At 67.0% G+C, this 25,227-nt stretch carries 23 protein-coding genes, 1 tRNA gene and 3 rRNA genes; 18 read left to right on the forward strand and 9 right to left on the reverse strand.

From position 1 onward, the window contains the following. Window positions 1-51 precede the first annotated feature (51 nt). The 11 genes from RN607_RS04570 to RN607_RS04620 all read left to right on the forward strand — a co-directional run bounded on the left by RN607_RS04570 (window position 52) and on the right by RN607_RS04620 (window position 11,273). Window positions 52-1,575, forward strand: a 16S ribosomal RNA gene (locus RN607_RS04570). Window positions 1,576-1,956: 381 nt separating this feature from the next. After that, window positions 1,957-5,055, forward strand: a 23S ribosomal RNA gene (locus RN607_RS04575). Window positions 5,056-5,140: 85 nt separating this feature from the next. Further along, window positions 5,141-5,257 (forward strand): 5S ribosomal RNA (rrf, locus tag RN607_RS04580). The 16S, 23S and 5S rRNA genes sit together here, the layout of an rRNA operon. Window positions 5,258-5,417: 160 nt before the next feature. Then, a complete protein-coding gene (locus RN607_RS04585) occupies window positions 5,418-6,704 on the forward strand; it encodes a glutamate-5-semialdehyde dehydrogenase (RefSeq protein WP_313544650.1) in 1,287 nt (428 codons plus the stop codon). Between the two features lie 194 nt (window positions 6,705-6,898). Next, a complete protein-coding gene (locus tag RN607_RS04590; RefSeq protein WP_313500331.1) occupies window positions 6,899-7,045 on the forward strand; it encodes a hypothetical protein in 147 nt (48 codons plus the stop codon). A gap of 65 nt (window positions 7,046-7,110) precedes the next feature. After that, window positions 7,111-7,638 (forward strand): nicotinate-nucleotide adenylyltransferase, encoded by a 528-nt coding sequence (nadD, locus tag RN607_RS04595; protein ID WP_313544651.1) that lies wholly within the window; start codon window positions 7,111-7,113, stop codon window positions 7,636-7,638. Next, the gene (locus tag RN607_RS04600; protein ID WP_313544653.1) at window positions 7,631-9,511 is read left to right on the forward strand and encodes a hypothetical protein; all 1,881 of its coding nucleotides are present in this window, start codon (window positions 7,631-7,633) and stop codon (window positions 9,509-9,511) included. The genes nadD and RN607_RS04600 overlap by 8 nt, the downstream gene beginning before the upstream one ends. Beyond that, window positions 9,508-9,870, forward strand: coding sequence for a ribosome silencing factor (rsfS, locus tag RN607_RS04605; RefSeq protein WP_313500334.1), 363 nt, complete (start codon window positions 9,508-9,510; stop codon window positions 9,868-9,870). Before RN607_RS04600 ends, rsfS begins: the two co-directional genes overlap by 4 nt. Further along, on the forward strand, window positions 9,867-10,493 hold the full coding sequence (locus tag RN607_RS04610) for a histidine phosphatase family protein (protein ID WP_313544655.1): 627 nt from the start codon (window positions 9,867-9,869) through the stop codon (window positions 10,491-10,493). Before rsfS ends, RN607_RS04610 begins: the two co-directional genes overlap by 4 nt. A gap of 1 nt (window position 10,494) precedes the next feature. Continuing rightward, entirely contained in the window at window positions 10,495-11,136 is a 642-nt protein-coding gene (locus tag RN607_RS04615; protein ID WP_313544657.1) for a histidine phosphatase family protein, read from the forward strand. Between the two features lie 64 nt (window positions 11,137-11,200). Continuing rightward, window positions 11,201-11,273 (forward strand) — tRNA-Ala (locus RN607_RS04620). 189 nt (window positions 11,274-11,462) lie between these two features. On the opposite strand, the gene RN607_RS04625 is transcribed toward RN607_RS04620, so the two are convergent. The 3 genes from RN607_RS04625 to RN607_RS04635 form a co-directional block, all read right to left on the reverse strand. Then, window positions 11,463-12,362 (reverse strand): aldose 1-epimerase family protein, encoded by a 900-nt coding sequence (locus tag RN607_RS04625; protein WP_313544659.1) that lies wholly within the window; start codon window positions 12,360-12,362, stop codon window positions 11,463-11,465. A gap of 73 nt (window positions 12,363-12,435) precedes the next feature. After that, complete coding sequence (locus tag RN607_RS04630; protein ID WP_313544661.1) at window positions 12,436-13,293, reverse strand: HAD-IIB family hydrolase; 858 nt, start codon at window positions 13,291-13,293, stop codon at window positions 12,436-12,438. Then, entirely contained in the window at window positions 13,290-14,564 is a 1,275-nt protein-coding gene (locus RN607_RS04635) for a multidrug effflux MFS transporter (protein ID WP_313544664.1), read from the reverse strand. Before RN607_RS04635 ends, RN607_RS04630 begins: the two co-directional genes overlap by 4 nt. Window positions 14,565-14,635: 71 nt before the next feature. Between RN607_RS04635 and RN607_RS04640 the strand changes: the two genes are divergently transcribed. Genes RN607_RS04640 through RN607_RS04655 form a run of 4 tightly spaced genes read left to right on the forward strand, consistent with a single transcriptional unit; the run spans window position 14,636 to window position 17,125 of the window. Continuing rightward, window positions 14,636-15,091 (forward strand): MarR family winged helix-turn-helix transcriptional regulator, encoded by a 456-nt coding sequence (locus RN607_RS04640; protein WP_313544665.1) that lies wholly within the window; start codon window positions 14,636-14,638, stop codon window positions 15,089-15,091. A 20-nt stretch (window positions 15,092-15,111) separates the two neighbouring features. Further along, complete coding sequence (locus RN607_RS04645; protein WP_313544667.1) at window positions 15,112-15,873, forward strand: SGNH/GDSL hydrolase family protein; 762 nt, start codon at window positions 15,112-15,114, stop codon at window positions 15,871-15,873. A 29-nt stretch (window positions 15,874-15,902) separates the two neighbouring features. Beyond that, a complete protein-coding gene (locus RN607_RS04650; protein WP_313544669.1) occupies window positions 15,903-16,382 on the forward strand; it encodes an NUDIX hydrolase in 480 nt (159 codons plus the stop codon). Continuing rightward, the gene (locus RN607_RS04655) at window positions 16,379-17,125 is read left to right on the forward strand and encodes an NADPH-dependent F420 reductase (RefSeq protein WP_313544671.1); all 747 of its coding nucleotides are present in this window, start codon (window positions 16,379-16,381) and stop codon (window positions 17,123-17,125) included. The genes RN607_RS04650 and RN607_RS04655 overlap by 4 nt, the downstream gene beginning before the upstream one ends. Window positions 17,126-17,195: 70 nt before the next feature. Here RN607_RS04655 and RN607_RS04660 read toward each other — a convergent pair whose 3' ends face one another. The 5 genes from RN607_RS04660 to RN607_RS04680 all read right to left on the reverse strand — a co-directional run bounded on the left by RN607_RS04660 (window position 17,196) and on the right by RN607_RS04680 (window position 21,555). Continuing rightward, window positions 17,196-18,725: an MDR family MFS transporter gene (locus tag RN607_RS04660; protein ID WP_313544673.1), complete on the reverse strand. Its 1,530-nt coding sequence runs from the start codon at window positions 18,723-18,725 to the stop codon at window positions 17,196-17,198. Between the two features lie 83 nt (window positions 18,726-18,808). Then, on the reverse strand, window positions 18,809-19,114 hold the full coding sequence (locus RN607_RS04665) for a GNAT family N-acetyltransferase (RefSeq protein ID WP_313544675.1): 306 nt from the start codon (window positions 19,112-19,114) through the stop codon (window positions 18,809-18,811). 22 nt (window positions 19,115-19,136) lie between these two features. After that, window positions 19,137-19,868: a CE1759 family FMN reductase gene (locus tag RN607_RS04670; RefSeq protein ID WP_313544678.1), complete on the reverse strand. Its 732-nt coding sequence runs from the start codon at window positions 19,866-19,868 to the stop codon at window positions 19,137-19,139. Continuing rightward, entirely contained in the window at window positions 19,865-20,371 is a 507-nt protein-coding gene (locus RN607_RS04675) for a MarR family winged helix-turn-helix transcriptional regulator (RefSeq protein WP_313544680.1), read from the reverse strand. The genes RN607_RS04670 and RN607_RS04675 overlap by 4 nt, the downstream gene beginning before the upstream one ends. Next, entirely contained in the window at window positions 20,368-21,555 is a 1,188-nt protein-coding gene (locus RN607_RS04680) for an LLM class flavin-dependent oxidoreductase (RefSeq protein WP_313544682.1), read from the reverse strand. Before RN607_RS04680 ends, RN607_RS04675 begins: the two co-directional genes overlap by 4 nt. Before the next feature lie 180 nt (window positions 21,556-21,735). On the opposite strand from RN607_RS04680, the gene RN607_RS04685 reads away from it, so the two are divergent. From RN607_RS04685 to RN607_RS04695, 3 genes are all read left to right on the forward strand, one after another. Next, window positions 21,736-22,086 (forward strand): ArsR/SmtB family transcription factor, encoded by a 351-nt coding sequence (locus tag RN607_RS04685; protein WP_313544684.1) that lies wholly within the window; start codon window positions 21,736-21,738, stop codon window positions 22,084-22,086. Then, on the forward strand, window positions 22,083-23,723 hold the full coding sequence (locus RN607_RS04690; protein WP_313544686.1) for a SulP family inorganic anion transporter: 1,641 nt from the start codon (window positions 22,083-22,085) through the stop codon (window positions 23,721-23,723). Before RN607_RS04685 ends, RN607_RS04690 begins: the two co-directional genes overlap by 4 nt. A gap of 69 nt (window positions 23,724-23,792) precedes the next feature. Then, complete coding sequence (locus RN607_RS04695) at window positions 23,793-24,434, forward strand: MBL fold metallo-hydrolase (protein WP_313544688.1); 642 nt, start codon at window positions 23,793-23,795, stop codon at window positions 24,432-24,434. Here the strand turns inward: RN607_RS04695 and RN607_RS04700 are convergent. Continuing rightward, the gene (locus RN607_RS04700) at window positions 24,431-25,201 is read right to left on the reverse strand and encodes a fructosamine kinase family protein (RefSeq protein ID WP_313544690.1); all 771 of its coding nucleotides are present in this window, start codon (window positions 25,199-25,201) and stop codon (window positions 24,431-24,433) included. The genes RN607_RS04695 and RN607_RS04700 overlap by 4 nt on opposite strands. Window positions 25,202-25,227: the final 26 nt, after the last annotated feature.

Genomic DNA, 25,227 nt, shown 5'->3' on the forward strand with positions numbered 1-25,227 from the left:
TCTACTTCGTTTGTTTGTGATCCGCTCTTCGGGGTGGTTTGCTGATTGACATTTACGGAGAGTTTGATCCTGGCTCAGGACGAACGCTGGCGGCGTGCTTAACACATGCAAGTCGAACGGTGACGGAGGGGCTTGCTCCTTCTGATCAGTGGCGAACGGGTGAGTAACACGTGAGTAACCTGCCCCAGACTCTGGGATAAGCCTTGGAAACGAGGTCTAATACCGGATACGCGACAGGACCGCATGGTCTCTGTTGGGAAAGTTTTTCGGTCTGGGATGGACTCGCGGCCTATCAGCTTGTTGGTGAGGTAATGGCTCACCAAGGCGACGACGGGTAGCCGGCCTGAGAGGGCGACCGGCCACACTGGAACTGAGACACGGTCCAGACTCCTACGGGAGGCAGCAGTGGGGAATATTGCACAATGGGCGCAAGCCTGATGCAGCGACGCCGCGTGGGGGATGAAGGCCTTCGGGTTGTAAACCCCTTTCAGCAGGGAAGAAGCGAAAGTGACGGTACCTGCAGAAGAAGCGCCGGCTAACTACGTGCCAGCAGCCGCGGTAATACGTAGGGCGCAAGCGTTGTCCGGAATTATTGGGCGTAAAGAGCTCGTAGGCGGTTCGTCGCGTCTGCTGTGAAAACCCGAGGCTCAACCTCGGGCCTGCAGTGGGTACGGGCGGACTAGAGTGTGGTAGGGGAGACTGGAATTCCTGGTGTAGCGGTGGAATGCGCAGATATCAGGAGGAACACCAATGGCGAAGGCAGGTCTCTGGGCCACAACTGACGCTGAGGAGCGAAAGCGTGGGGAGCGAACAGGATTAGATACCCTGGTAGTCCACGCCGTAAACGGTGGGCACTAGATGTGGGGCTCTTTCCATGAGTTCCGCGTCGCAGCTAACGCATTAAGTGCCCCGCCTGGGGAGTACGGCCGCAAGGCTAAAACTCAAAGGAATTGACGGGGGCCCGCACAAGCGGCGGAGCATGCGGATTAATTCGATGCAACGCGAAGAACCTTACCAAGGCTTGACATATACCTTCTATCCCCAGAGATGGGGAGTGCTTCGGCGGGGTATACAGGTGGTGCATGGTTGTCGTCAGCTCGTGTCGTGAGATGTTGGGTTAAGTCCCGCAACGAGCGCAACCCTCGTCCTATGTTGCCAGCACGTAATGGTGGGGACTCATAGGAGACTGCCGGGGTCAACTCGGAGGAAGGTGGGGATGACGTCAAATCATCATGCCCCTTATGTCTTGGGCTTCACGCATGCTACAATGGCCGGTACAAAGGGCTGCGATACCGTAAGGTGGAGCGAATCCCAAAAAGCCGGTCTCAGTTCGGATTGAGGTCTGCAACTCGACCTCATGAAGTTGGAGTCGCTAGTAATCGCAGATCAGCAACGCTGCGGTGAATACGTTCCCGGGCCTTGTACACACCGCCCGTCAAGTCACGAAAGTCGGTAACACCCGAAGCCGTCGGCCTAACCCCTTGTGGGAGGGAGACGTCTAAGGTGGGATTGGCGATTGGGACTAAGTCGTAACAAGGTAGCCGTACCGGAAGGTGCGGCTGGATCACCTCCTTTCTAAGGAGCATCTGGCAGCTTCGGGCTGTCCAGGACTCGTTTCGATCTCGTATGTAGGTCGGCGGGTGCTCATGGATGGAACATCGACGGAGGCGTTTGAGTAGCGGATGGTCAGTACGTTCCTTGTCTTCGGACGGGTTCTGGAACCTCCTGATGCACCGACGCGGTTGGCACACTGTTGGGTCCTGAAGGGTCGGGCCGCGTGAAGCGACAAGACTTTTCGGGCCATGGTCCTCCTCGTTGGAGGGGGCGTGGCTGGACGGACCGCCTGGATCCTGTGGAACCTGCTCGAGTCTTCTCGGGCCAGGCCTGGGGTTGTGAGGGTGGGACCGGCCGTAGCTTGAGAACTGCACAGTGGACGCGAGCATCTTTGTAATCTGTGGTCAAGTTTTTAAGAGCACATGGTGGATGCCTTGGCAGTAGGAGCCGAAGAAGGACGTTGTAGCCTGCGATAAGCCTCGGGGAGCTGGCAAACAAGCTTTGATCCGAGGATGTCCGAATGGGGAAACCCCGCTGGAGTCATGTCCAGTGACCCTCGCCTGAACACATAGGGCGAGTGGAGGGAACGTCGGGAAGTGAAACATCTCAGTACCGACAGGAAGAGATATTCCGTGAGTAGTGGCGAGCGAAAGCGGAACAGGCCAAACCAGGCACGTGTGATAGCCGGCAGGCGTTGCGTGTCTGGGGTTGTGGGACCTTTTGGATTGATCTGCCGATCAGTCAAGGAGTCAGAAATCCGCGTGATAGTCGAAGGGCATTGAAAGGCCCGGCATAGAGGGTGCGACCCCCGTAGACGAAATTTCGCGGACTCCTGAGAGTCATCCCAAGTAGCACGGGGCCCGAGAAATCCCGTGTGAATCAGCGCAGACCACTGCGTAAGCCTAAATACTACCTACTGACCGATAGCGAATCAGTACCGTGAGGGAAGGGTGAAAAGTACCCCGAGAGGGGAGTGAAATAGTACCTGAAACCGTGTGCTTACAATCCGTCGGAGCCTCCTTGGATGGGGTGACGGCGTGCCTTTTGAAGAATGAGCCTGCGAGTTAGTGCTCAGTGGCGAGGTTAACCCGTGTGGGGCAGCCGTAGCGAAAGCGAGTCCGAATAGGGCGTTTGAGTCGCTGGGTCTAGACCCGAAGCGAAGTGATCTATCCATGGCCAGGCTGAAGCGCGGGTAAGACCGCGTGGAGGGCCGAACCCACTTGGGTTGAAAACCGAGGGGATGAGCTGTGGATAGGGGTGAAAGGCCAATCAAACTTCGTGATAGCTGGTTCTCCCCGAAATGCATTTAGGTGCAGCGTTGCGTGTTTCTTGCCGGAGGTAGAGCTACTGGATGGCCGATGGGCCCTACCAGGTTACTGACGTCAGCCAAACTCCGAATGCCGGTAAGTGAGAGCGCAGCAGTGAGACTGCGGGGGATAAGCTTCGTAGTCGAGAGGGAAACAGCCCAGAACACCAACTAAGGCCCCTAAGCGTGTGCTAAGTGGGAAAGGATGTGGAGTTGCACAGACAACCAGGAGGTTGGCTTAGAAGCAGCCACCCTTGAAAGAGTGCGTAATAGCTCACTGGTCAAGTGATTCTGCGCCGACAATGTAGCGGGGCTCAAGTACACCGCCGAAGTTGTGTCATTCACACACTGCCTGGCCTTCGTGGTCCAAGCGTGTGGATGGGTAGGGGAGCGTCGTGTGGCGGGTGAAGCTGCGGGGTAACCCAGTGGTGGACGCCACACGAGTGAGAATGCAGGCATGAGTAGCGAAAGACGGGTGAGAAACCCGTCCGCCGAATGACCAAGGGTTCCAGGGCCAGGTTAATCCGCCCTGGGTAAGTCGGGACCTAAGGCGAGGCCGACAGGCGTAGTCGATGGACAACGGGTTGATATTCCCGTACCGGCGAAGAACCGCCCATGACGAGGCGGACGATGCTAAGTGCCCAAAGCCGGTGAACCCTTCGGGGGAATCTCGGTGGCGCGCACGAACCAGATCCGTAGTAGTCAAGCGTAATAACAGGGGTGACGCAGGAAGGTAGCCGAGCGTGGCGATGGTAGTCCACGTCTAAGGGTGTAGGGCGAGCTGTAGGCAAATCCGCAGCTCATGTGCCTGAGACCTGATGGTGACCGCATTAGCGGGAAATCGGTGATCCTATGCTGCCAAGAAAAACCTCGGCGCGAGGTTCTAGCCGCCCGTACCCCAAACCGACTCAGGTGGTCAGGTAGAGAATACTAAGGCGATCGAGAGAATCGTGGTGAAGGAACTCGGCAAAATACCCCCGTAACTTCGGGAGAAGGGGGGCCTGAGGCGTGAACCAACTTGCTTGGGGAAGCGTTTGAGGGCCGCAGAGACCAGGGAGAAGCGACTGTTTACTAAAAACACAGGTCCGTGCGAAGTCGCAAGACGATGTATACGGACTGACGCCTGCCCGGTGCTGGAAGGTTAAGAGGAGAGGTTAGCCGCAAGGCGAAGCTTTGAATTTAAGCCCCAGTAAACGGCGGTGGTAACTATAACCATCCTAAGGTAGCGAAATTCCTTGTCGGGTAAGTTCCGACCTGCACGAATGGCGTAACGACTTCTCCGCTGTCTCCACCGCGAACTCGGCGAAATTGCACTACGAGTAAAGATGCTCGTTACGCGCAGCAGGACGGAAAGACCCCGGGACCTTTACTATAGCTTGGTATTGGTATTCGGTGTGGTTTGTGTAGGATAGGTGGGAGACTTTGAAGCTCGGACGCCAGTTCGGGTGGAGTCATTGTTGAAATACCACTCTGATCACTCTGGATATCTAACTTCGGTCCGTAATCCGGATCAGGGACAGTGCCTGGTGGGTAGTTTAACTGGGGCGGTTGCCTCCCAAAGAGTAACGGAGGCGCCCAAAGGTTCCCTCAGCCTGGTTGGCAATCAGGTGTCGAGTGCAAGTGTACAAGGGAGCTTGACTGTGAGAGTGACAGCTCGAGCAGGGACGAAAGTCGGGACTAGTGACCCGCTGGTGGCATGTGGAAGCGCCAGCGCTCAACGGATAAAAGGTACCCCGGGGATAACAGGCTGATCCTGCCCAAGAGTCCATATCGACGGCATGGTTTGGCACCTCGATGTCGGCTCGTCGCATCCTGGGGCTGGAGTTGGTCCCAAGGGTTGGGCTGTTCGCCCATTAAAGCGGTACGCGAGCTGGGTTTAGAACGTCGTGAGACAGTTCGGTCCCTATCCGCTGCGCGCGCAGGAAACTTGAGAAAGGCTGCCCCTAGTACGAGAGGACCGGGGTGGACCAACCTCTGGTGTGCCAGTTGTTCCGCCAGGAGCACGGCTGGTTGGCTACGTTGGGAAGGGATAACCGCTGAAAGCATCTAAGCGGGAAGCCTGTTTCAAGATGAGGTTTCCATGGGCTTTGCCCGAGAGGCCCCCAGCAGACCACTGGGTTGATAGGCCGGATGTGGAAGAGAGGACTAACGACTCTTGAAGCTGACCGGTACTAATAGGCCGATAACTTGACTTACATCAAAGTTTACAAAAGCATTGCTACGCGTCCACTGTGCGGTTCCCGAGATACGGACGGGAAACCGTTGACATCTCCATAGAGTTTCCGCAGCCATAGCGAGAGGGAAACGCCCGGTCCCATTCCGAACCCGGAAGCTAAGCCTCTCAGCGCCGATGGTACTGCACTCGCTAGGGTGTGGGAGAGTAGGACGCTGCGGGACAACACTTCACCGAAGGGCCGCCCACACAGGGCGGCCCTTCGGCATTTCTACGGTTCGAGCCGTTCTTCGGGACGCTTCGTGTTCGCCGCTGAAGGCTGACTTCGCGTCGCCTCGCAAACCACGCTCGGAGTTGGCTGCAATCCGCGCCTAGACTTGCCCCATGACAGACACTCTTCTTGCCGTCGATGTCGAAGCCGCGGTGCTGGATGCATGCCGCCACGCCAAGGCGGCTTCGCGAGCTCTTGCTACGCTGACGCGTGCCGCCAAGGACGAGGCACTGCACGCGATGGCCGATGCTCTTGTCGCAGAGGCGCCCAGGATCGTCGAGGCGAACGCCGTGGACGTGGCGCGCGAGCGCGCCGGTGGGATGAGTGCCGGGCTGCTCGACAGGTTGACGCTTACCGAGGACCGCGTGGCCGCCATCGCCGGAGCGCTTCGATATGTCGCCAGCCTTCCGGATCCAGTGGGGGAGGTCCGCCGGGGATCGACGCTGCCGAACGGTCTGCGTCTCTTGCAGAAGTCGGTGCCGATGGGTGTGGTCGGCATGATCTATGAAGCGCGGCCCAACGTGACGGTCGACGCCGCAGCTTTGTGCCTGAAGTCAGGCAACGCAGCGGTGCTTCGAGGCGGTTCGGCTGCCCAGGCGTCGAACGAGGTGATCGTCGACGTGCTTCAGGGAGCTCTCGAGCAGTGCGGGCTGCCGCGTGAGGCCGTGCAGTCGATCGACGGGTTCGGCCGCGAGGGCGCGAAGGCGCTCATGCACGCGCGTGGCCTCGTCGATGTTCTCGTTCCTCGAGGTGGGCACGGCCTCATTCAGACCGTTGTCCGTGAGTCGACGGTGCCGACGATTGAGACGGGCGAAGGCAACTGCCACGTGTACGTCGACGCGTCTGCGCCGACTGAGCGCGCAGTGCGGATCGTAGTGAACTCGAAGGCGCAGCGCGTCGGCGTGTGCAACGCGGCGGAGACCCTGCTGGTGCACCGTGACGCAGCGCCGCGTGTGATGCCTGCGCTGCTCGAGGCGCTTGCGGCGGAGCAGGTGGTGCTGCACGGTGACGAATCGACGGCAGAGTTCGCTCCCTCGACCGTTCAGATCGTGGCCGCAACCGAGGAAGACTGGGCGACGGAGTACCTGAGTCTTGACATCGCAGTGAAGGTGGTCGACTCGATAGATGACGCGATCGCACACATCCAGCAGTACACGACCGGCCACACCGAGGCCATTGTCACTGACGACATCAACGCTGCCGAGGCGTTCTCGACTCGGCTCGATACCGCCGCGATCATGGTCAACGCCTCGACGCGGTTCACGGATGGCGGCGAGTTCGGGCTTGGTGCGGAGATCGGGATCTCGACGCAGAAGCTCCACGCTCGCGGTCCGATGGGCCTTGGCGAGCTGACGACCACCAAGTGGATCGTCTACGGTGACGGACACGTTCGTCCCTGAGGCGGGTGGGTCAAGGCAAGCTTGGCGAGCGTGTGCATCGCCGACGGGGCTGGCGGCTCGTACCGCTGGCTCTCGGTCCTGCGCAGTCACCCCTGTGCTCGCGGGCATCCGTGGTGAGTTGAGGCCGCGGGGCGTCGGCTGCGGGGCATCCCCCGGTTCATGGAATACTTGAGCGCAACGAAGAAGGAGCCATTGTGATCTTCAGCGAGGTCGCCCCGGTCGCCGGGGCAGTGCACGAGTCCACCGTCAATGCGCCGGCCATCGGACTTCTCGCGTTCGGAGCCCTCGTGGGGCTCCTGCTCGTGACCTACTCGTTCAGGAGCCTCGGCACTCGCCACTGATCGTGGCTACGGCACGCATCGGGGTTCTTGGCGGAACGTTCGACCCCATCCACCATGGGCATCTGGTGGTGGCGAGCGAGGTCAGTTCCGTGCTCGACCTCGAGCGCGTGCTGATCGTGCCAACTGCGGCTCAGCCGTTCAAGGATCCGCGGGGCCCCGCCGCGGGAGACCACCGTGTCACCATGTGCAGGCTCGCTGTAGCGGGCGATCCCCGATTCGAGGTGTCCACGGTCGACGTGGATCGTGGAGGCACGACCTTCACCATCGACACGTTGCGGGATCTCGGCCGTGAATACCCGGGAGCGACACTGTTCTTCATCGCTGGAGCGGACGCCCTCGCCCGATTCTCCGACTGGCGTGACTCATCACTGTTGCCCGAGCTTGCGACGTTCGTTGCAGTCACCCGTCCTGGACATAGCATGGCCGCCCTGCCCGGGCCTTTCGAAGTGGTCGAGGCTCCCGGGCTCGATGTATCCTCGACGGATGTCCGACGACGGGTCGGCGAGGGACGACCCATCCGGTACCTCGTCCCTCAACCCGTTGCCGATTACATCGACGAGCATGATCTCTACAGCGGAGGACGGGATGACTGACGCGGGTGCGCCGCTGTCGCGGCGCGAGCGCCGACTGCGTGCGCAGCGAGCGAGCGGCCCCGAGCTCGACGATCTGGAGACCAGCGAGACGGCTGCCCTCTCACCGGACGGGCGGCCGCTGACGCGACGTGAGCGACGCGCGCTGGAACGCAGCGCTCGTCCCATGGAGACATGGACGGCTGAGGAAGAGATGCTTGCGACGGGCCAGCTTCCCGCGATGACGCCGGATGTCATCGCCGTGGAGGAGAGGCTTGCCCGCGAGCGTGCTGAGCAGGCGGCCCGCGAGGCCGAGGCCAGATCCGCTGAGCTGCGCGACATCGCGCACGCCGCCACGGTGGATCGCCGAGCCGCACACTTCCCCGAGCCGGAGCCGACGGGTGTCACCTCACCGCCTGCGCCCGAGCCCGTTGAGGTCCACGACGCTGAGCCTGCGGCGCAGCCCCTGGCCGACGTTGAGGCGCCTCACTCGCCGGTCAGCGTGGCCGACGCCGCAGCGCTGACCGGGGTGGCCGATGCCGCAGCGCTGACCGGGAGGACCGAGCCCCCGGCCGCCAGGAGCCCCGAGCGAGCACCGTTCACCGGACTCACGCGGAACACGGAGGCCGCCGCGGCGGCGCCGGTCGCTGCGCACTCGCCTGCCGAGCGCCAGGCAGACTCGGCACCCGGGCAGGTCGGTGAGCCGGCCGAGTCGTCGGCAGCTGCGGAGACGCAGCGCGGCGCGGACATCTTCGGGGAAGAACCGCTCGAGGAGCCGCAGCGGTCAGGCTCACGCGGGGTCGATTCGATCCGCGTGGAGGAGTCCGACGGCCCTGCACCTGAGGCCTCCACCTCGGACGCTCCGGCCGCGCTCGATGCAGCGCTCCCGGACGTTGGCGTCGCAGACGCGGCAGGAAGTCCTGACTCGCGTGCACCGGAGCCGGCGCTGCCGGACAGTCTGCTCGGGCTCTTCCCCCCGGGGTCCCCGCAGGCTCGCATGATGGAGGAGGGCGCTGCCTATGCGCGAGCGCAAGCCGCCGCGCCTGCGGTTGGCGCTCCCGTCGCGGTCCCGTCGCCCGTTCAGCCCGTCGCCGCGCTTGCCGAGGAGCCGGTCACCGTCTCGCGATCCTCCGCGGTGGAGACGGCTGAGCCCGACCTTGAGCTCACGCAGGTCGTCGCTGCCGCAACCGCTCCCGACCAGACCTCGACCGAGGCCGTCGAGGCTGCGGAGGACCCCGCCGCAGAGATCAAGCGACTGGCCGATGAAGCCCTTGCTGACCTGATGCGGGTGAGCACTCCGATCGACCGTCGGACTGTTGACGACGCGGCTCGCGCCATCGGCGAGGCTGTCGCTGAGAGTCGAGGGGAGGTCGCGCCGCACGAGCGGGAGCTCCCCGAGTCGCTCTTCCACGATGAGGCTCGTCCGAACGCTGCGATCCGAACTGACCTGCAGCCTCAGTCCGGATCGACCTTCCCGCCCTCAGGCGGCACCCGCGGCGCTCCCGCCGCCACCAGTGCAGCACCGGCGGCGATGACCCCGGGGAGCGTCGACGTCGCCGCACCTTCGGTGTGGGACACGAATCCGTTCGGAGCCGGGCCCGTGCCGGCATTCGACCCGGACGCCTCCCTCCCAAGCGACAAGCTCCAGCTGCCCGACCTGAGCCAATTGGTCCGTCCTCATGACGCGCCTACGACCACCGGCTCGGCCGGAACAGGTTTCGAGCCGACGAGCATGGGGCCGGTGACCGAAGGTATCGAGGTTCCTCGGCGCGAGGTTCCGGAGCTTCAACCGACTCAGGGCGCGAGGGACATGCACTGGGCGCAATTCCTGGTCATCGGTGCTGTCGCGTTCGTACTTGGCCTGCTTGTCTACCAACTGATGGGACATGGTTCGTGACAGCCACTCACCGCGCGGTTGCGCTGACCGAGACGGTCGCTCGCGCTGCTGCAGACAAGAAGGCTGAGGAGATCGTCGCGCTCGACGTCTCGGAGCACCTCCCGCTCGCAGATGTCTTCCTGATCGCGTCCGGCACGAGCGAGCGCCAGGTGAGCGCGATCGCCGAAGGCATCGAGGAAGCACTCCTTGACCAGGGAGTGAAAGCGATCCGGCGTGAGGGCGTCCGCGAGGGCCGCTGGGCGTTGATGGACTTCAACGATGTGATCGTGCATGTGATGCATCAGGAGGACCGGGCGTACTACGAGCTCGAGCGGTTGTGGAAGGACTGTCCCGTCGTTCCGCTTCCTGACGTGTCGTGACACGCCTCTATGTGGTCCGGCACGGCCAGACCGACTGGAACCTCGAGAACCGTCTGCAGGGGTCGACTGACATCCCGCTGAACGACACGGGACGCGCGCAGGCGGCGGATGCCGCCGCGGGGCTGCTGGCTCAGCTCACGGGTGCGCCCACCGTCGTCGCTTCGCATCTCTCGCGAGCGATCGAGACAGCGCAGATCCTGTTCACAGACCTCGACGTGGTCATCCATCGGGACCCGCGAATCGGCGAGCGGTCGTATGGCGTGTGGGAAGGCCTGGAGGCCGATCTTCGCCAGGTGCATCATCCTGAGGACTACGACCGCTGGAAGGCGGGCCTCGAGCCGCGGATCAAGGGCTACGAGACTCACGCGATGCTAGCCGAGCGCACCGTGGCGGCGGCGCATGAGTGGGTGCAGCGCGTGGATGCGGTCGGCGGAGGTGACCTGGTGCTCGTCTCGCATGGGTCTGCCGGAAGGATGCTGCTCGCCAGCCTGCTCGGGATGTCGACCTCGGGACGCGCCCTCGGCAATCTCGAGAACGCCTGCTGGTCGCGTCTGGTGCCGGCCGGCGACGGCGGGTGGTGTCTCGACCGCCACAACGTTGGTGCGGAGCCTGTGGCGGTCTGACTTGACCACGCTGATCCTGCTCAGGCACGGCCGCACCGACTTCAACGTGTCCGGTCGCCTTCAGGGCAGCCTGGACGTGCCCCTGGGCGCTGCGGGCCGAGACCAGGCGCGCGCTGCCGCTCGACATCTGCGCGTGTCCTATGGAACTCCCAATCTCCTGCTCACATCACCGTTGCTGCGGGCGTGGGACACCGCGCGAGAGATCGGCTCCGCCGTCGGTGCCGAGGCCATCGCTGACGCGAGGCTCACCCAGCGTTCGTACGGAGTCTGGGAGGGCTTGACCTGGGACGAGGTGCGCGAGCGCTGGCCCGAGCAGTACGCCGCCAGGATGCGCGGCGCGGATCCGGCCATCGACGGCTGGGGACGGTCTGAGGTCGTCGCACAGCGGGTCGCCGACTGTCTCGCGGAGGCGTGCCGCGGAGCCCGCCTCGTGACGGTCGTCAGCCATGGCAGCGCGATCATGCTCGGTGCGTTGAGGCTGCTGGGTCTTCCCGCTTCGTCGACGGTGCTAGGCAAGCTTCCCCACGGCCACTGGAACGTGATGACGCGGTCTGCGACGGGGGCCTGGTCGCTTGAGCGGTACGCGATCGACCCGTCGGCAGCGCGGCTTCCTCGCGGTGTCGAGACGCAGGACGTCGATTAACACTTCCCCCTGAATGTAGGCTATGCTCTTACTCGCTCTTAGGAGCACCGGATCGTCAGATCACGGGGCTGTGGCGCAGCTGGTAGCGCACCTGCATGGCATGCAGGGGGTCAGGGGTTCGAGTCCCCTCAGCTCCACGTGGTGTGGAGACAGCACCGCAGAAGCCGCCCTTCGGGGCGGCTTTTCGCGTTTCGGCGCGCCCACAAGGCCTCCCGCACGCCACGCGCGAGCTGTCCCGCACGCCACGCGCGAGCCGTCCCGCACGCCACGCGCGAGGCACGCGAAACGGGACGTCGGTCGCAGGTGGTCGGGCTGCCAGGTCGCGCTCAGCGCAGCCGCATCCCCCAGCTGAGGGCATGCATGTCGCCGGGCTCGAGCGTGATGAGGCGGTCCCCAGTGCGGAACGCGTCGGCGATGCACGACATCGGCTCGATAGCGACGCCTGATCGTTCGACTCCGGGGAAGTCGCCGGTGCAGACCTGCCAGGCGGTCGCCTCGGAATCGGCCCAGATCTCGGTGAGCGCGCCATCGCGCGACGAGAGACGGCACCAGGATCGCCCGTCGGTATCGAGGATCGGGTCGACCCAGGCGTCGTCGAGCACGACACCGGCGAGACTTCGCGGTGAGCGCAGGTCGTACTTGCCATCGACCGGCACGGTGCCGAGAGGCAGCAGCCGATCATCCACGGTGACCCGCGTCGCGGCATCGAGCTGGAGCGTGCAGTCGTCGAGCGGCGCGTCGCCGGGGGAGAACCACGGGTGGAAGCCCACGCCGTACGGCAACGGCTCTGGGCCCTCGTTGCGTGCGACGGTCGTGACGGTGAGGCCGTCGTCCGCGAGGGCGTAGGTGGTGGTGAGAGTGAGCTGGAACGGGTAGCCCGGACTGGCGGGGAGCTCGAGCGCGAGCGTCACGGCGCTGGGCGAGACGCTGTCGACCTCCCAGCGCTCCCAGCACGCGAGTCCGTGAAGCGCTGTGCTGCGCGCCGGCTCCGAGACTGCGACCTGAAGCGTGCGGCCGGCGAACGTGTAGGCGCCGTCCTGGAGCCTGTTGGGCCACGGTGCGAGCACCATGCCGTTGAAGGCGGGGGCGATCTCGTCCGCTGCGAACGGCACGACGACGTCGCGCCCCGCCACGGTGTGCTCTCGGAGCGCCGCTCCGATCGTGGCGATGGTGGCGACCTTGTCGCCGTGAGAAAGGGTGATCTGCTGGCCTGACCTCGGTGTCATGGCTCGACGCTATCGCGTCGGCGGTCCCGCGCACGAACGGGACGGCTCGCCGGCCGGGCATCGGCGAGCCGGCTCAGGAGGTGACGAGCCCCAACTCGGCGAACGCTACGGCGAGCCCACCGTCCCCGGGCCGTCCGCAGGTCCGGTCGGCGACCGCGAGCAGGGCCTCCGCCGCGCCCTCGACAGCGACTCCGACGCTGGCGTAGGCGAGCATCTCGATGTCGTTCGGTCCGTCCCCGAACGCGATCACGTCCTCCTGCGCGATGTTCAGGTGAGCGATGACCGCCTCGATGCCGGTCGCCTTGTGGACGTGGGCCATGTAGAGCTCCCCGGCACGGTCGCCCATACCGGGGATGGAGCTGCCGATGACGCCGATGTCGGCGCCGATCTCTGCGGCGATGTCGGTCAGGGGGGCATCGGCGTGGGTGACGGTCACCTTGCCGATGCGGATCGGGCGCAGCTGGTCCACGACCGTGAGGTGGCTCAGCACCTGCAGACGTGCTTTCGCGACGCCGCCGTTCGTGGGCTGCTTCATGTGCGCCGGAAGGAAGTCCTCGAAGCGGTCGACGGTGTCCTGGCGGCAGTAGGTGGCCTCGGGCGTCTCGATCCAGTAGAGACCGTCATGGGCGTCGAGGGCGGCGAGCGTGCGCGCTGCCAGGTCGTCGGGGAAGCGCAGGTCCTGGAGCATCTCTCCGTGCACGGTGACGTGAGCACCCGCGGCGGCCACCACCCCGTCGAAGCCGGCGTCGAGCATCTGGGGGAAGATCAGTGACTCCGGGCGCCCCGTGCAGAGGAACACCAGGTGACCGGCGGCGCGCGCGGCGCGGACCGCGTCGCGGTGCGCATCCGGGACGGTGCCTCGGTCGGCGTAGGTACCGTCGATATCGAGGAAGATGGCCTTGGATGCGGCGGGGGACGTGCTGTCGGTCACGTGTCGAGGGTAGCCGCTCCGCGGCGCGCCCAGTGCAGCGTCGCGTTCGCGACGGCGGAGGCCGCGACCATGACGATCGCGAGAGGCAGCGCAGTGCCCTCGCCGCCGATGCTCACGAGCGGGGCGACGATGCCAGCGAGCGCGAACTGGCCCAGCCCGAGCACTGCCGACGCCAGGCCCGGCGAGCCGGGGACGGCGTCCAGCGCGAGCGCGGTGGTCGAGCCGAAGACAAGTCCGAGCGCGCCGATCGCGACCGCGAGCGGCATGGCGAGGGTCCATGCGGGTGTGCCGGTGGCGGCGAGGACGCCCAGCACGACGACGGCGCCGAGGTTGACGGCAAGCCCGATGGCGGCGATGCGTGCGGTGGGCATCGTCGATGTCAGCCTCGCCGCCAGTGCGCTTGTCGCCATGATCAGCAGCGCGTTGAACCCGAAGGCGATGCCGTAGCCGATGGTTGAGAGCCCGATCAGCTGCTGATAGAGGAAGGGCGAGGCCGAGATGTAGGCCATCATGACGGCGAACGCGAAGGCGAAGGCGATCGCGTGCCCGGCGTACTGGCGCGATCGGAGCGCGGACATGCCTGCGCCGGATGCGGCCCGCGCGGACGTGCGGTCTGACCGCTCCCCGCGAGGGCGTGACTCTCGGACGGTCAGCAGCGTCGCCACGGCGGCGACGGCGCCGATGCCCGCGACGACGCCGAGTGTGCCTCGCCATCCGATCGGCTCGGCGAGGAACGAGCCGAGCAGCGGTGCGATGACCGGGGCGATGCCTCCGACCATCATCAGCATGGTCTGGGCGTGCGCCGCTGCGGTGCCGTGCGCGCGATCCGCGATGATCGCACGGGCGATCACCATGCCCGCCGCGCCGCTCAGTCCCTGCAGCAGGCGCAGGCCCACAAGTACGGTGACCGACGGTGCGAGCGTCGCCGCAACCGATGACGCGAGGAACAGCAGCACGCCGACGGCGAGGGGCCCGCGCCTGCCGACTCGGTCCGACACGGGGCCGAAGATGAGCTGTCCGACTCCCGCTCCGATGAGGAAGGCGGTCAGCGAGAGCTGCACACCCGCACTGGACGTGTCGAGGTCGACGGCCATCGCGGGGAAGGCGGGCAGGTAGAGGTCCGTCGCGAAGGGCGCGACAGCGGTGAGCAGGGCGAGCGTGAGGAGCAGAGGGAGGGTGATCGGTGCGGTCGCCTTCACTGCGGAGGAGGTGTCGCCGTTCATGGAGGCGGAGGTTGCGACCGGCGCGTCGCCGACGAGCTGCTGCGTCAAGATGTCCCCTAAGTAGTTATGAAGAGATAACTATAGTACGGTAATCGAGAATCCGACCAAGGAGTGATCCGATGACGCATGGCTCCCCGATCGACCTCGCCGACCTCGCTGACGTGCTGCTCACCGTTGCTCGCAAGATGCATGCACGCGAGATGAGCAACCCCGATGTCGAGCACCTCGGCGTCGTGGAGACGCTCGTGATGCGTCATGTCGATCGTTCCCCAGGCACCTCGCCGAGCGAGGTCGCCAACGCGGTGGGGCTGCAGCCGAGCAACGCCTCCGCCGCGATCCGCTCGCTCACCCGGCGAGGACTGATCGAACGTCGCAGATCGCGCACCGATGCGCGCGGGGCCGAGCTGTGGCCCACGGAGTTCGCTGCGAGCAACCTCGAGCGGCTCAAGGCCTCGTGGCGGACGGTGCTCGCGCCGCATGTCGGCGACGACGTGGACATCGAGGCTGCCTTCCGACTGCTCGACGCAGTGGACCAGGCACTGAAGGTGCCTCCCACGGAGGCATCCTCGCGCTGAGCGCCCGATATCCTCGATCCATGCGATACGTGGCCATCGGCGACAGCTTCACGGAAGGCGTCGGGGACGAGATCGGTTCCGACGCCGTGCGCGGCTGGGCCGACATGGTCGCCGCCGGACTCGCGCGCGTCTGCGGCGAGCAGGTCGAGTATGCGAACCTCGCGATCCGTGGCCGCCTGCTCGAACCGATCGCGACGGAGCAATGCGATGCGGCGCTTGCGCTGCACCCCGGGCCGGACCTGATGACGATCGACGGCGGTGGCAACGACATGCTCCGACCCGGTTGGAACGTCGAGCGCGGGATGGAGCTCACGCGCAGGGTCGTCGACCTCACAGGCGAGGCTGGCGTCCGTCTGGTGATCCTGACGGGCGGCGCGCCGTCGACCCAGCTGCCGCGCGCGGGAACGATGCTCGCGCGAGCACGGGAGTTCACGGACCGTGTGATCGAGTACGTCGCAGATCTGCCGCACGCCAGCGTCGTCGACAACCTGATCGACACCGAGATCAGCGACCCCGCCTATTGGGCGGAGGACCGGCTCCATCTCAACGAGCTGGGCCATTCCCGGATCGCGGCGCGGGTGCTCACCCATCTGGGCTACGAGACCGAGCTTCCCAGGGTGGCAAGCACGGAGCGACCTCTGCCCGGGCTTCGCGGCGAGGTCCGCTACGCGCGCCGCTATGTGTTCCCGTGGATCGGCAGGCGCCTCACCGGGCGCTCGTCGGGTGACGGGAGGGCGCCCAAGCTCGCCGAGTGGACGCCCGTGACGGTCGGAGCAGAGTGACCCTCGTCCGGTGCGGGTAGGTTGTCGACATGCCTACACCCGACTTCGTCCTGGCCCTGCGTGAACGGATAGGGCACGAGCTGCTGTGGCTGTCCGGTGTCACCGCCGTGGTCCTCCGAGAGACGGCCGACGCGCGTGAGGTGCTCCTGGTGCGTCGTGCCGACAACGGCGCGTGGACACCCGTGACCGGGATCATCGACCCGGGCGAGGAGCCCGGTGCCGCCGGCGCTCGCGAGTGCCTGGAGGAGGCGGACATCGTCGCCGTGCCTGAGGCGGTGGTCCGTGTGAAGACGCTGCCGCCCATGACCTATGGCAACGGCGATCGGTCCCAGTACCTCGACCTGACGTACCGTTTCCGGTACGTCAGCGGCGAGCCTTACCCGGCTGACGGAGAGAACACCGAGGCTCGGTGGTTCGCGCTCGACGCGATGCCGACGATGTCGGAGGAGATGCTGGCCCGCGTCGCCGCCGCGACGTCCGGCTCGGACGTGGCGGCGTTCGAGGCGTGACCGGGAACGACGGACGCGGCGTCGTGCCCGCCGCGGGAGGTGGCGTGGCCCAGGGCCGTGGCATCACGACCGTCGGCATCGTCGGGACCGGGCGGGTGGGTTGCGCGCTCGCGAGGCTTGCGCTGGACGCCGGACTCGCTGTGGTGGGGTCGGGCTCAGGGCCGCTGGACAGGGCTCAGGCGCAGTTGGACGCTCGGGCTCCTGGCGCCGTGGCGGGCACGCTCGCCGAGGTGGCGGCGGCCGACGTCGTGATCCTCGCGATCCCGCTCGGGCGGTTCCGGGAGCTGGATCCCGAGGCTTTCAGGCGCTCCCTCGTGGTCGACGCGATGAACTACTGGTGGGAGCTCGACGGCGCGCGTCCTGACCTCGACGATCCGACCACGTCGACCTCCGAGACGGTGCAGACGCATCTGGCGGGGGCGCGAGTGGTCAAGGCACTGAACCACATGAGCCTCTACGAGCTCGAGAACCTGGCGTTCCCGCCGGGCCACCCCGAGCGGCGCGGCGCGGCCATCGCGGGAGACGTCGCCGAGGATGTGCAGGCGGTGGCGACCCTGGTCGATGCGCTGGGCTTCGATCCGGTGGTCGCTGGGAGCCTCGCCGACGGCGTGAGGTTCGAGCCTGGCACCGAGGTGTTCGGCGCCGACGACGATGCAGGCGAGGTGCGCGCGATGCTCGACCGGTTCTGGCAGTCGCAGCGGGGCAGGGTCGTCGGCAGAGCCCGAGGCGTCGGCGAGGGATGATGCGGCAGCGTCCGTGACATCCGGAGGCGGGCACCACCCGCCCTGCGGTGCGCGCGATGCTGCAGACGACTCAGTGACCGATAGGCGCGGGGCCGTCGCCCGAGGTCTCGGGCCGCTTGATGAAGAAGGCGAGCACGAACGCGATCGCCGCGATCCCACCGGCGATCAGGAACGCCGCGCGGATCCCGGATGCCTGGGCGGCCTCCGTCGACGTTCCCTCCGCGACGCCCGACACCGTCAGCGCGGTCATCACGGAGACGAACAGCGCCGTGCCTGCTGCGGCGGCCACCTGCTGCAAGGTGGACACGGTGGCGGAGCCGTGCGAGTACAGACGCTCCGGAAGCGAGCCGAGGCTCGCAGAGAACAGAGGCGTGAAGGTCAGCGCGAGCCCGGTGCTCATCACCACGTGTGACACGAGCATGGGCCACCACGCACCTCCGACGTTCGCTGACGCTGCCATGAGCAGCATCGCGATCGCGACGAGCGCCGTGCCGGGGATCAGCAGCGGCCTGGGCCCGATGCGGTCGTAGAGGCGGCCGACGCTGGGGGCGAGCAGCCCGCTGATCAGGCCGCCGGGGAGCAGCATGAGCCCGGAGGCGAGCACCGTCATGCCGAGCACTCCCTGGGTGAACAGCGGCAGCAGGATGATCGCGCCGAACAGGCCCATCATGGCGGCGGCGAACATGACCACGGAGAGCGAGAACGTGGGCGTGCGGAAGGTGCGCAGATCGAGGAGCGCCCGGTCCTCGCGTTGCAGCAGGAGCTGCCGCCAGACGAACAGCACGAGCGCGAGCACGCCGACGCCGAACGAGGTCAGCGCAAGCGTGGGATCCTCGCCGACGCCTTCGCCGAGGCGGCTGAGGCCGAACACGATGCCGCCGAACGCCGCTGCGGACAGCGGCACCGACAGCAGGTCGATGCGGGTGTGCGTCGGCTCGTTGACGGTGCGCATGCGCAGGAACCCGAGCACGAGCACGGTGACGGCGACGGGCAGCACCGCCACGAACAGGAAGCGCCACCCGGCGAACGACAGGATCAGGCCTGAGACGGTGGGGCCGATCGCGGGTGCGACGGAGATGACGACCGAGATGCTGCCCATGCGGCGGCCGCGCGTCGCGGGCGGCTCGAGCTCCATGACCGTGGTCATCAGGAGCGGGAACATGATCGCGGTTCCCGAGGCCTGGATGACGCGCGCGATCAGCAGCACCTCGAAGCCGGGGGCGACGGCGGCGATCGCGGTGCCGGCGGTGAACAGGCTCATCGCGATCAGGTACAGCGTGCGCGTGGACATGCGCTGCAGGAGGAATCCCGTGATGGGGATGACCACCGCCATGGTGAGCAGGAACGCGGTCGTGAGCCACTGGGCGGCGCTGGCGGAGATCCCGAGGTCGGTCATGAGATGCGGGATAGCGACGCCCATGATCGTCTCGTTGAGGATCACCGTGAAGGCGGCGACGATCAGCATCCAGATGACGGTGGTGTTCCGACGTGCGGTGTCCTCGGCCGCCGCGGAGCCGTCAGGGCTTGACGCATGCGCCTGCTCGCCCGCCAGGGGCGCCCGGGGGGCGTCGACCGCGGTCTGTGGGCTCGGCTCGGTCATGCGGCAACGCCTGCTTTCGGAGGGGGATGGCAGCGGGTGGTCGTCGCGGATGCGACAATCGAGGATACCTGGATGGACTGACGTCAGCGCCTTTCGATGCGGGCGCCGGACACCTCATGACGATCGAGCCAGCGCGCCGTGTACGGGCACAGCGGCACGATCACGAGGTCGCGGGACGCCGCGTCCGAGACCGCAGCCTCGACCAGGGCGGACGCCAGCCCCTGGCCCTGGTACGCGTCGTCCACCTCGGTGTGGGTGAACACGATGCGCGAGGCTTCGTCGCGGTACTCCGTGAAGCCGGCGAGCGCGCCGTCCACATGGATCTCGTAGCGGCTGCGCTCGTCGGCGCGGGTCACGGTGACGGACCGGTCGGCGGGGGAGTTTGCCATGGCGAGGACAACACCGGGGGCGTCAGAGCGCTTCCCGAGCGTCCCCTCGCGCGGTGCGCGGATCGAAAGGGTCCTGCGCGCTGACGAGTGAGCCTCCGGTGGCCAGGCGCATCAGGTCCGTGTCCGTGTCGATCTCGAGCTCTCGGCCGGCGTCGGAGCCGTAGGCGTGCTGGTAGCGGTTCCATGACTGCGTCCTCACGGCCTGCGCGAAACCGGACGCCATCAACAGCACCAGCTCGTGGGCCGCGCGGTCGATGCGGGTCCCGAGCGCGTCGTCCGCCCAGTCCTCGGTGGAGGCGAAGAGGCTTGTCGGCACGGGCAGGGCGCGCAGGTAGGCGAACAGGGCGCGCATCTCCTCGTCGACGACGAGCGCGTGGCGTGAGGTGCCCGCGGTGGCGGCGAGCGCGACGGGGCGACCGATCAGCAGGTCGTTGTCCAGCACCTGGAAGAAGGAGGTGAACAGGCCTGAGGCGGCTGCCTTGTAGACGGGCGCGGCGGCGATGACGCCGTCGGCCTGCGCGAGCGCGTCGACCGCGCGCTGGAAACGCGGGCCGAGCAGCTGGGTGGACAGCGCGGCAGGAAGCTCGGGAAGGAGCTCCCGCAGGTCGACCACCGTGACGGTGGTGGCGCGGTCCTGCTCCTGAGCCGCGGTCACGACGCTCTGCGTGAGGCGGTCCGCGAGCATCCGGGTGGACGACGGGTCGGACACGCCGGCGCTCACGACGACGAGGCGGAGGGGTGCTGCGGTGGTCATGAGGATCCTTCGAGGGGGGCGACGGGGGAGAGCTTCGAGGCGAGATCGCGCAGCTGCGCGAGCTCGTCGTCGGTGAGGGAGGCCGACATCGCCTCGGCGACGGAGCGGCCGTGAGCGCGGCCAATGCGGCGCTGCACGTCGCGACCGGTCTGCGTGAGGGTGAGGTGGGAGGCGCGAGCGTCGGCTGGGTCGGCGCACCGGGAGACGAGCCCGCGGTCGACCAGGCGGTCGACCAGGCGGGACAGTCCCGGCTGGCTGAGCAGCACGTGGCGGCCCAGGTCCGACAGCCGCTGGGGCGTGTCGCACTTGCTGAGGGTGTAGAGCACGTCGTACTCCCGCATGGATGCATCTGCCCAGATGTCCTCGTCCGCGAACTGCCGCATGAGCTGCGAGTACGCGGTGAGGACGCTCTCCCACGCGTCGTTCGCAAGGCGGGTGCGCGGTGCCCCGGCCGGAACGGTGGGGGCCGCTCCGGCCGAGCCGCGCGTGTCCGCGGCGGTCACAGCGTCGGGTAGGCGCTGACCTCCGCCTCGGAGTCCTGGTAGGGCGATCCGCCGGTGACGTTGTCGCCGCGGTTCGCGTTCGGGCGGGGCTGGCGGGGCTCCTCGTCTCCGTACTTCGCCTGGACGAGCTCGGCGTGCGACGGCGGGTTCGCCGGGGCCTCGGGGTCGCGACGCGACTCGAGCTCCTTGCGCAGCACGGGCACGACCTCGCCTCCGAGCAGGTCGAGCTGCTCGAGCACGGTCTTGAGGGGGAGTCCTGCATGATCCATGAGGAACAGCTGGCGCTGGTAGTCGCCGAAGGCCTCCTGGAAGGTCAGGGTCTTGTCGATGACCTCCTGCGGTGAGCCGACGCTGAGCGGCGTCATCTCCTCGAAGTCCTCCATCGACGGGCCGTTGCCGTAGACCGGGGCCTCATCGAAGTAGGGGCGGAACTGCGTGTGGGCCTCCTGCGAGCTCTTGGCCAGGAACGCCTGCCCGCCCAGTCCGACGATCGCCTGCTTGCCGGTGCCGTGGCCGTAGTGCTCGAAGCGCTTGCGGTAGTACTCGATCAGGCGCTTGTAGTGCTCCTTGGGCCAGAAGATGTTGTTCGCGAAGTAGCCGTTGCCGTAGTAGGCCGCCTGCTCGGCGATCTCAGGCGTGCGGATCGAGCCGTGCCAGACGAACGGAGGCACGTCGTCCAGCGGGCGAGGGGTGGAGGTGAATCCCTGCAGGGCGGTGCGGAACTTCCCCTCCCAGTCGACGACGTCCTCGCGCCACAGGCGGTGCAGCAGGTTGTAGTTCTCAAGGGCGAGGTGAAGCCCCTGGCGGATGTCCTGACCGAACCACGGGTAGACCGGCGCGGTGTTCCCGCGGCCGAGCATCAGGTCCATGCGGCCGCCGCTGACGTGCTGGAGCATCCCGTACTCCTCGGCGATGCGCACGGGGTCGTTGGTGGTGATGAGCGTGGTCGAGGTCGTGACGATGAGGCGCTCGGTGATCGCGGCGATGTGCGCGAGCAGCGTGGTCGGGGACGAGGAGAAGAACGGCGGGTTGTGGTGCTCGCCGATGGCGAAGACGTCGAGGCCGACGTCCTCGGCGTGCTTCGCGATCGTGATGATCGCCTTGATGCGCTCCGCCTCGGACGGCGTGTAGCCGCTGACGGGGTCGCGTGTGATGTCCGAGACGGACATGAGACCGAACTGCATGATGACTCCTCGCTCCGGGGCGCTGTACGCGACCAATTATATGCATACGCATGCAACCAACGCCAGAACCTGCGGAACATTCCCGCCCCGCTCGAGGAGACGCGAGGAAGCGGGCATCGTGCGGTCATGGATAGGTGGCATGATGAATCCGTCAAGTCATCGCTGGGGAAGGAACCTTGCATGCTCACCGGCAGACCGCTCAACGAGGTGAAGGCGGACCTGTTCAAGGGACTGGCGCATCCTGTGCGCATCCGCGTGCTCGAGCTGCTCGCCGAGGAGGACGAGCGGACGGTCGCGGAGCTGCTCGAGCTCACCGGCCTCGAGGCATCCCACCTCTCCCAGCACCTGCGGGTGCTGCGCACGTACGGGCTCGTCGTGTCGGAGCGGCGGGCGAGCACCGTCGCCTATCGGCTGGCGCACCCCTCGGTCGCAGGGCTCCTGACGGCGGCGAGGACTCTGCTCCACGATGTGCTGCTCTCCCACCAGGTGCTCGGCGCCCAGGCGGCGCAGCTCGCCGAGGCTCAGTCATGAACGCCGACTCCTGGCGCGCGCTTCTTCCAGGACGGCGCGACTACAAGGACCTGCCGCGCACGTGGCGCGGTGACCTGCTCGCGGGACTGTCCGTGGGCGTCGTCGCTCTGCCCCTGGCGCTCGCCTTCGGTGTGTCCTCCGGCGCCGGCGCCGAGGCTGGCCTCATCACCGCGATCGTCGCGGGCGTCGTCGCCGCGGTCTTCGGCGGATCGCATATCCAGGTCTCAGGACCCACCGGGGCGATGGTCGTCGTGCTCGCGCCCGTGCTCGCCCAGCACGGCGTGTCGGCGCTCGCGCTCGTCACGGTGATGGCGGGGATCCTCGTCGTCGCCGCAGGAATCGCACGGCTCGGACGCCTCGTCGGTCTCATCCCATGGCCCGTCATCGAGGGCTTCACCCTCGGGATCGCCATCATCATCTTCCTGCAGCAGGTGCCTGCCGCAGTCGGATTCGCGCACGCGGAGAGCGGCGTCAAGGCATGGAAGGCTGCCATCGACGCGGTGATCGGCGCCGACTGGGGTGTCGCGTGGCACTCGCTCGCGATCGTCGTCGCCGTCGGCGCGCTCATGCGTGCCTGGCCACGCCTCACCACGGCGGTGCCTGGCGCCATCGTCGCCATCGTGCTCGCCACCGTCGGCGTGACGTTGCTCGGCTCCTCCGTCCCCACGATCGGCGAGCTGCCGGCAGGGCTTCCCGCGCCGGCGCTGCCCGCATGGGATCTGGACACCCTGCGTCAGCTCGCCGCGCCGGCGGCCGCCGTCGCGGCGCTCGCCGCCATCGAGTCCCTCCTGTCAGCCAGGGTCGCCCACACGTACACGGACGTCGAGGGTGCCGACGCCGACCGTGAGCTCGTGGGACAGGGGCTCGCGTCCATCGCCTCTGGGATGTTCGGCGGCATGCCCGCGACCGGCGCGATCGCGCGCACCGCGGTCAACGTGCGCTCCGGCGCCAGGACCCGTGTCTCGGCGGTGACGCACTCCCTGGTGCTGCTGCTGATCGTCGTCGCGATGTCGGGGCTCGTGGCCAGGGTCCCGCTCGCCGCGCTCGCCGGCGTGCTCATGGCCACCGCCGTGTCCATGGTGCGGCCCGCCGTGGTGCGCTCGGTGACGCGCGCCTCGCGCCCGGACGCCCTCCTGTTCGTGATGACGGCGCTCATCACGGTCAGCGTCGACCTCATCTACGCGATCGTCATCGGCATGGCGGTTGCGGCGCTCTTCGCGCTGCGCTCGGTGGCGAACGCCGCGGGCGTGCACCGCGAGGAGCTCCCTGGGCCTTCGTTCCCCGGCGATGAGCGCATCGCCCTGCTGCGGATCGACGGGGCGCTCTTCTTCGGCGCTGCGGACAGGGTTCTCGAACGCGTCGCACGTGTCAACGACGTCGAGGTCGTGATCCTGCGGATGTCACAGATCCGATTGCTCGATGCGACGGGCGCTCAGGTGCTGGGCGAGGTCGTGTCCGCGCTCGAGCGCCGCGGCGTCACCGTCCTCATCAAGGGGGTGCAGGACCGGCACCTGGCGCTGCTCGAGCATGCGGGCACGCTCGCCGCGCTGGCCGACGACGATCACCTGGTCGATGACCTCGACACTGCGCTGGAGCGCGCGAGGGCCATCGTCTCGGACGGCATGGTCGACGTCTGACCTGTCCGCCATCACGGCCGAGGTCGGGCGTAGGGTGGCGATGGCCGCCCAGCTACAGGAAGGACAACGATGCGTCTGACGAAGCACGTGCACGCCTGCGTCGTGATCGAGGAGGCAGGGCGCACGCTCCTTGTCGATCCCGGAGCGTTCGATCCGCGCACCCCTGAGCTGCTCATCCAGGCGGACGCGGTGCTGATCACGCACGCGCACGGCGATCACCTGGACCGCGCCGCCATGGAGGCCGAGCTCGCCCGGCGCCCCTCGCTCCCGGTCTACGGGCTCGAGGCGGTGGTCGGGCCGCTCTCCGAGATCGGCAGCGCAGTCACGTTCGTCTCCCCGGGGGACACGGTCGATGCGGCTGGGATCGACGTCAGCGTGCACGGCGGGCTCCATGCAGAGATCTACCCGCACGTGCCTCGGGACCCGAGCGTCGGGTACCTCATCGGTGGACGGGTATACCACCCGGGTGACTCGTACGAGATCCCGCAGGTGGCGGTCGCCACGCTCCTTGTGCCCGTGAGCGGCCCGTGGACCAGGTTCGCCGACACCGTCGCCTTCGTCGCTGCGGTCGCGCCTCGACGTGCGCTCGCCATCCATGACGCGGCCTTCAGCGAGATCGGGCTCCGCATGGTGGCGGGCCACATGGGTCCCGGTGGCCACACCACCGTGCCGGTGGAGCTGATGTCCGTCGGCGAGTCGGTGGAGATCTAGCGGGCGTTCACCACCGCGCGCGCCGCACGGGCGAGCGCGGCGCCGTACATCCTGCCGTGGCCCACGGCGTGCACCGCGAGGGGGTGCATCTGGTGGAGCAGCACCCGAGTGCGCCACCCCGGCCGCAACGGCGACACCTCCTCGTAGCCCGCCACGATGTCGTCCAGGTGAGGGGCGCCGAACAGCGCCAGCATCGCGAGGTCTGTCTCCGCGTGCCCGCCATGCGCCGCCGGGTCGATCAGCACCGCGCCCTTGGCGCCGAACAGCACGTTGCCGGACCACAGGTCGCCATGGATCCTCGCAGGGGGATCGTCATCGTCGAACACTCCCGAGGCGATGACCTCGCACGCCTGGCGGACGGTGCGAGCCTCGCGCACCTCGAGATTGCCGGCGGCGAGGGCGTCCTCGACGAACGGGAGCACTCGCGCATGGGCGTAGAAGTCGCCCCATGTGGCCGCAGTCGAACGAGGCATCGGACGTTCGCCGATATAGAGCGGTCCGCTCCACCCGGCGGGCGCCGAGCCGAACGCGTCGGCACCCGCCAGGTGCGTGCGCGCCAGGCCCCGCCCGAAGGCGTAGGCCGCGTCTGGCGTGGCGGTCACGGGGGTCACCCGCTCCAGCTCGATGCGGCGCGACGTGACGTCGAGCACGCGCGCGCAACGGGCGCCGCCGGCGTCCGCGAGCCAACGCAGGCCTGCGGCCTCCACCTCGAAGAACCCAGGCAGAGGTGCGCCTCGCTGCTTCACCACGGTCTCCACGTCCTCCATCGTGCCCGATACGAGGCTATAAGCCC

Source organism: Demequina capsici, assembly GCF_032102965.1.
GTDB classification, from domain to species: domain Bacteria; phylum Actinomycetota; class Actinomycetes; order Actinomycetales; family Demequinaceae; genus Demequina; species Demequina capsici.

What these genes read in the sequence shown, in the direction of transcription:
- RN607_RS04625 (WP_313544659.1), bottom strand. Translation starts at nt 12,362, where the DNA reads ATGACACCGAGGTCAGGCCAGCAGATCACCCTTTCTCACGGCGACAAG.
- RN607_RS04640 (WP_313544665.1), top strand. Translation starts at nt 14,636, where the DNA reads ATGACGCATGGCTCCCCGATCGACCTCGCCGACCTCGCTGACGTGCTG.
- RN607_RS04690 (WP_313544686.1), top strand. Translation starts at nt 22,083, where the DNA reads ATGAACGCCGACTCCTGGCGCGCGCTTCTTCCAGGACGGCGCGACTAC.
- RN607_RS04680 (WP_313544682.1), bottom strand. Translation starts at nt 21,555, where the DNA reads ATGCAGTTCGGTCTCATGTCCGTCTCGGACATCACACGCGACCCCGTC.
- RN607_RS04585 (WP_313544650.1), top strand. Translation starts at nt 5,418, where the DNA reads ATGACAGACACTCTTCTTGCCGTCGATGTCGAAGCCGCGGTGCTGGAT.
- RN607_RS04650 (WP_313544669.1), top strand. Translation starts at nt 15,903, where the DNA reads ATGCCTACACCCGACTTCGTCCTGGCCCTGCGTGAACGGATAGGGCAC.
- RN607_RS04670 (WP_313544678.1), bottom strand. Translation starts at nt 19,868, where the DNA reads ATGACCACCGCAGCACCCCTCCGCCTCGTCGTCGTGAGCGCCGGCGTG.
- RN607_RS04700 (WP_313544690.1), bottom strand. Translation starts at nt 25,201, where the DNA reads ATGGAGGACGTGGAGACCGTGGTGAAGCAGCGAGGCGCACCTCTGCCT.
- RN607_RS04660 (WP_313544673.1), bottom strand. Translation starts at nt 18,725, where the DNA reads ATGACCGAGCCGAGCCCACAGACCGCGGTCGACGCCCCCCGGGCGCCC.
- RN607_RS04685 (WP_313544684.1), top strand. Translation starts at nt 21,736, where the DNA reads ATGCTCACCGGCAGACCGCTCAACGAGGTGAAGGCGGACCTGTTCAAG.
- RN607_RS04695 (WP_313544688.1), top strand. Translation starts at nt 23,793, where the DNA reads ATGCGTCTGACGAAGCACGTGCACGCCTGCGTCGTGATCGAGGAGGCA.
- RN607_RS04645 (WP_313544667.1), top strand. Translation starts at nt 15,112, where the DNA reads ATGCGATACGTGGCCATCGGCGACAGCTTCACGGAAGGCGTCGGGGAC.
- RN607_RS04600 (WP_313544653.1), top strand. Translation starts at nt 7,631, where the DNA reads ATGACTGACGCGGGTGCGCCGCTGTCGCGGCGCGAGCGCCGACTGCGT.
- RN607_RS04665 (WP_313544675.1), bottom strand. Translation starts at nt 19,114, where the DNA reads ATGGCAAACTCCCCCGCCGACCGGTCCGTCACCGTGACCCGCGCCGAC.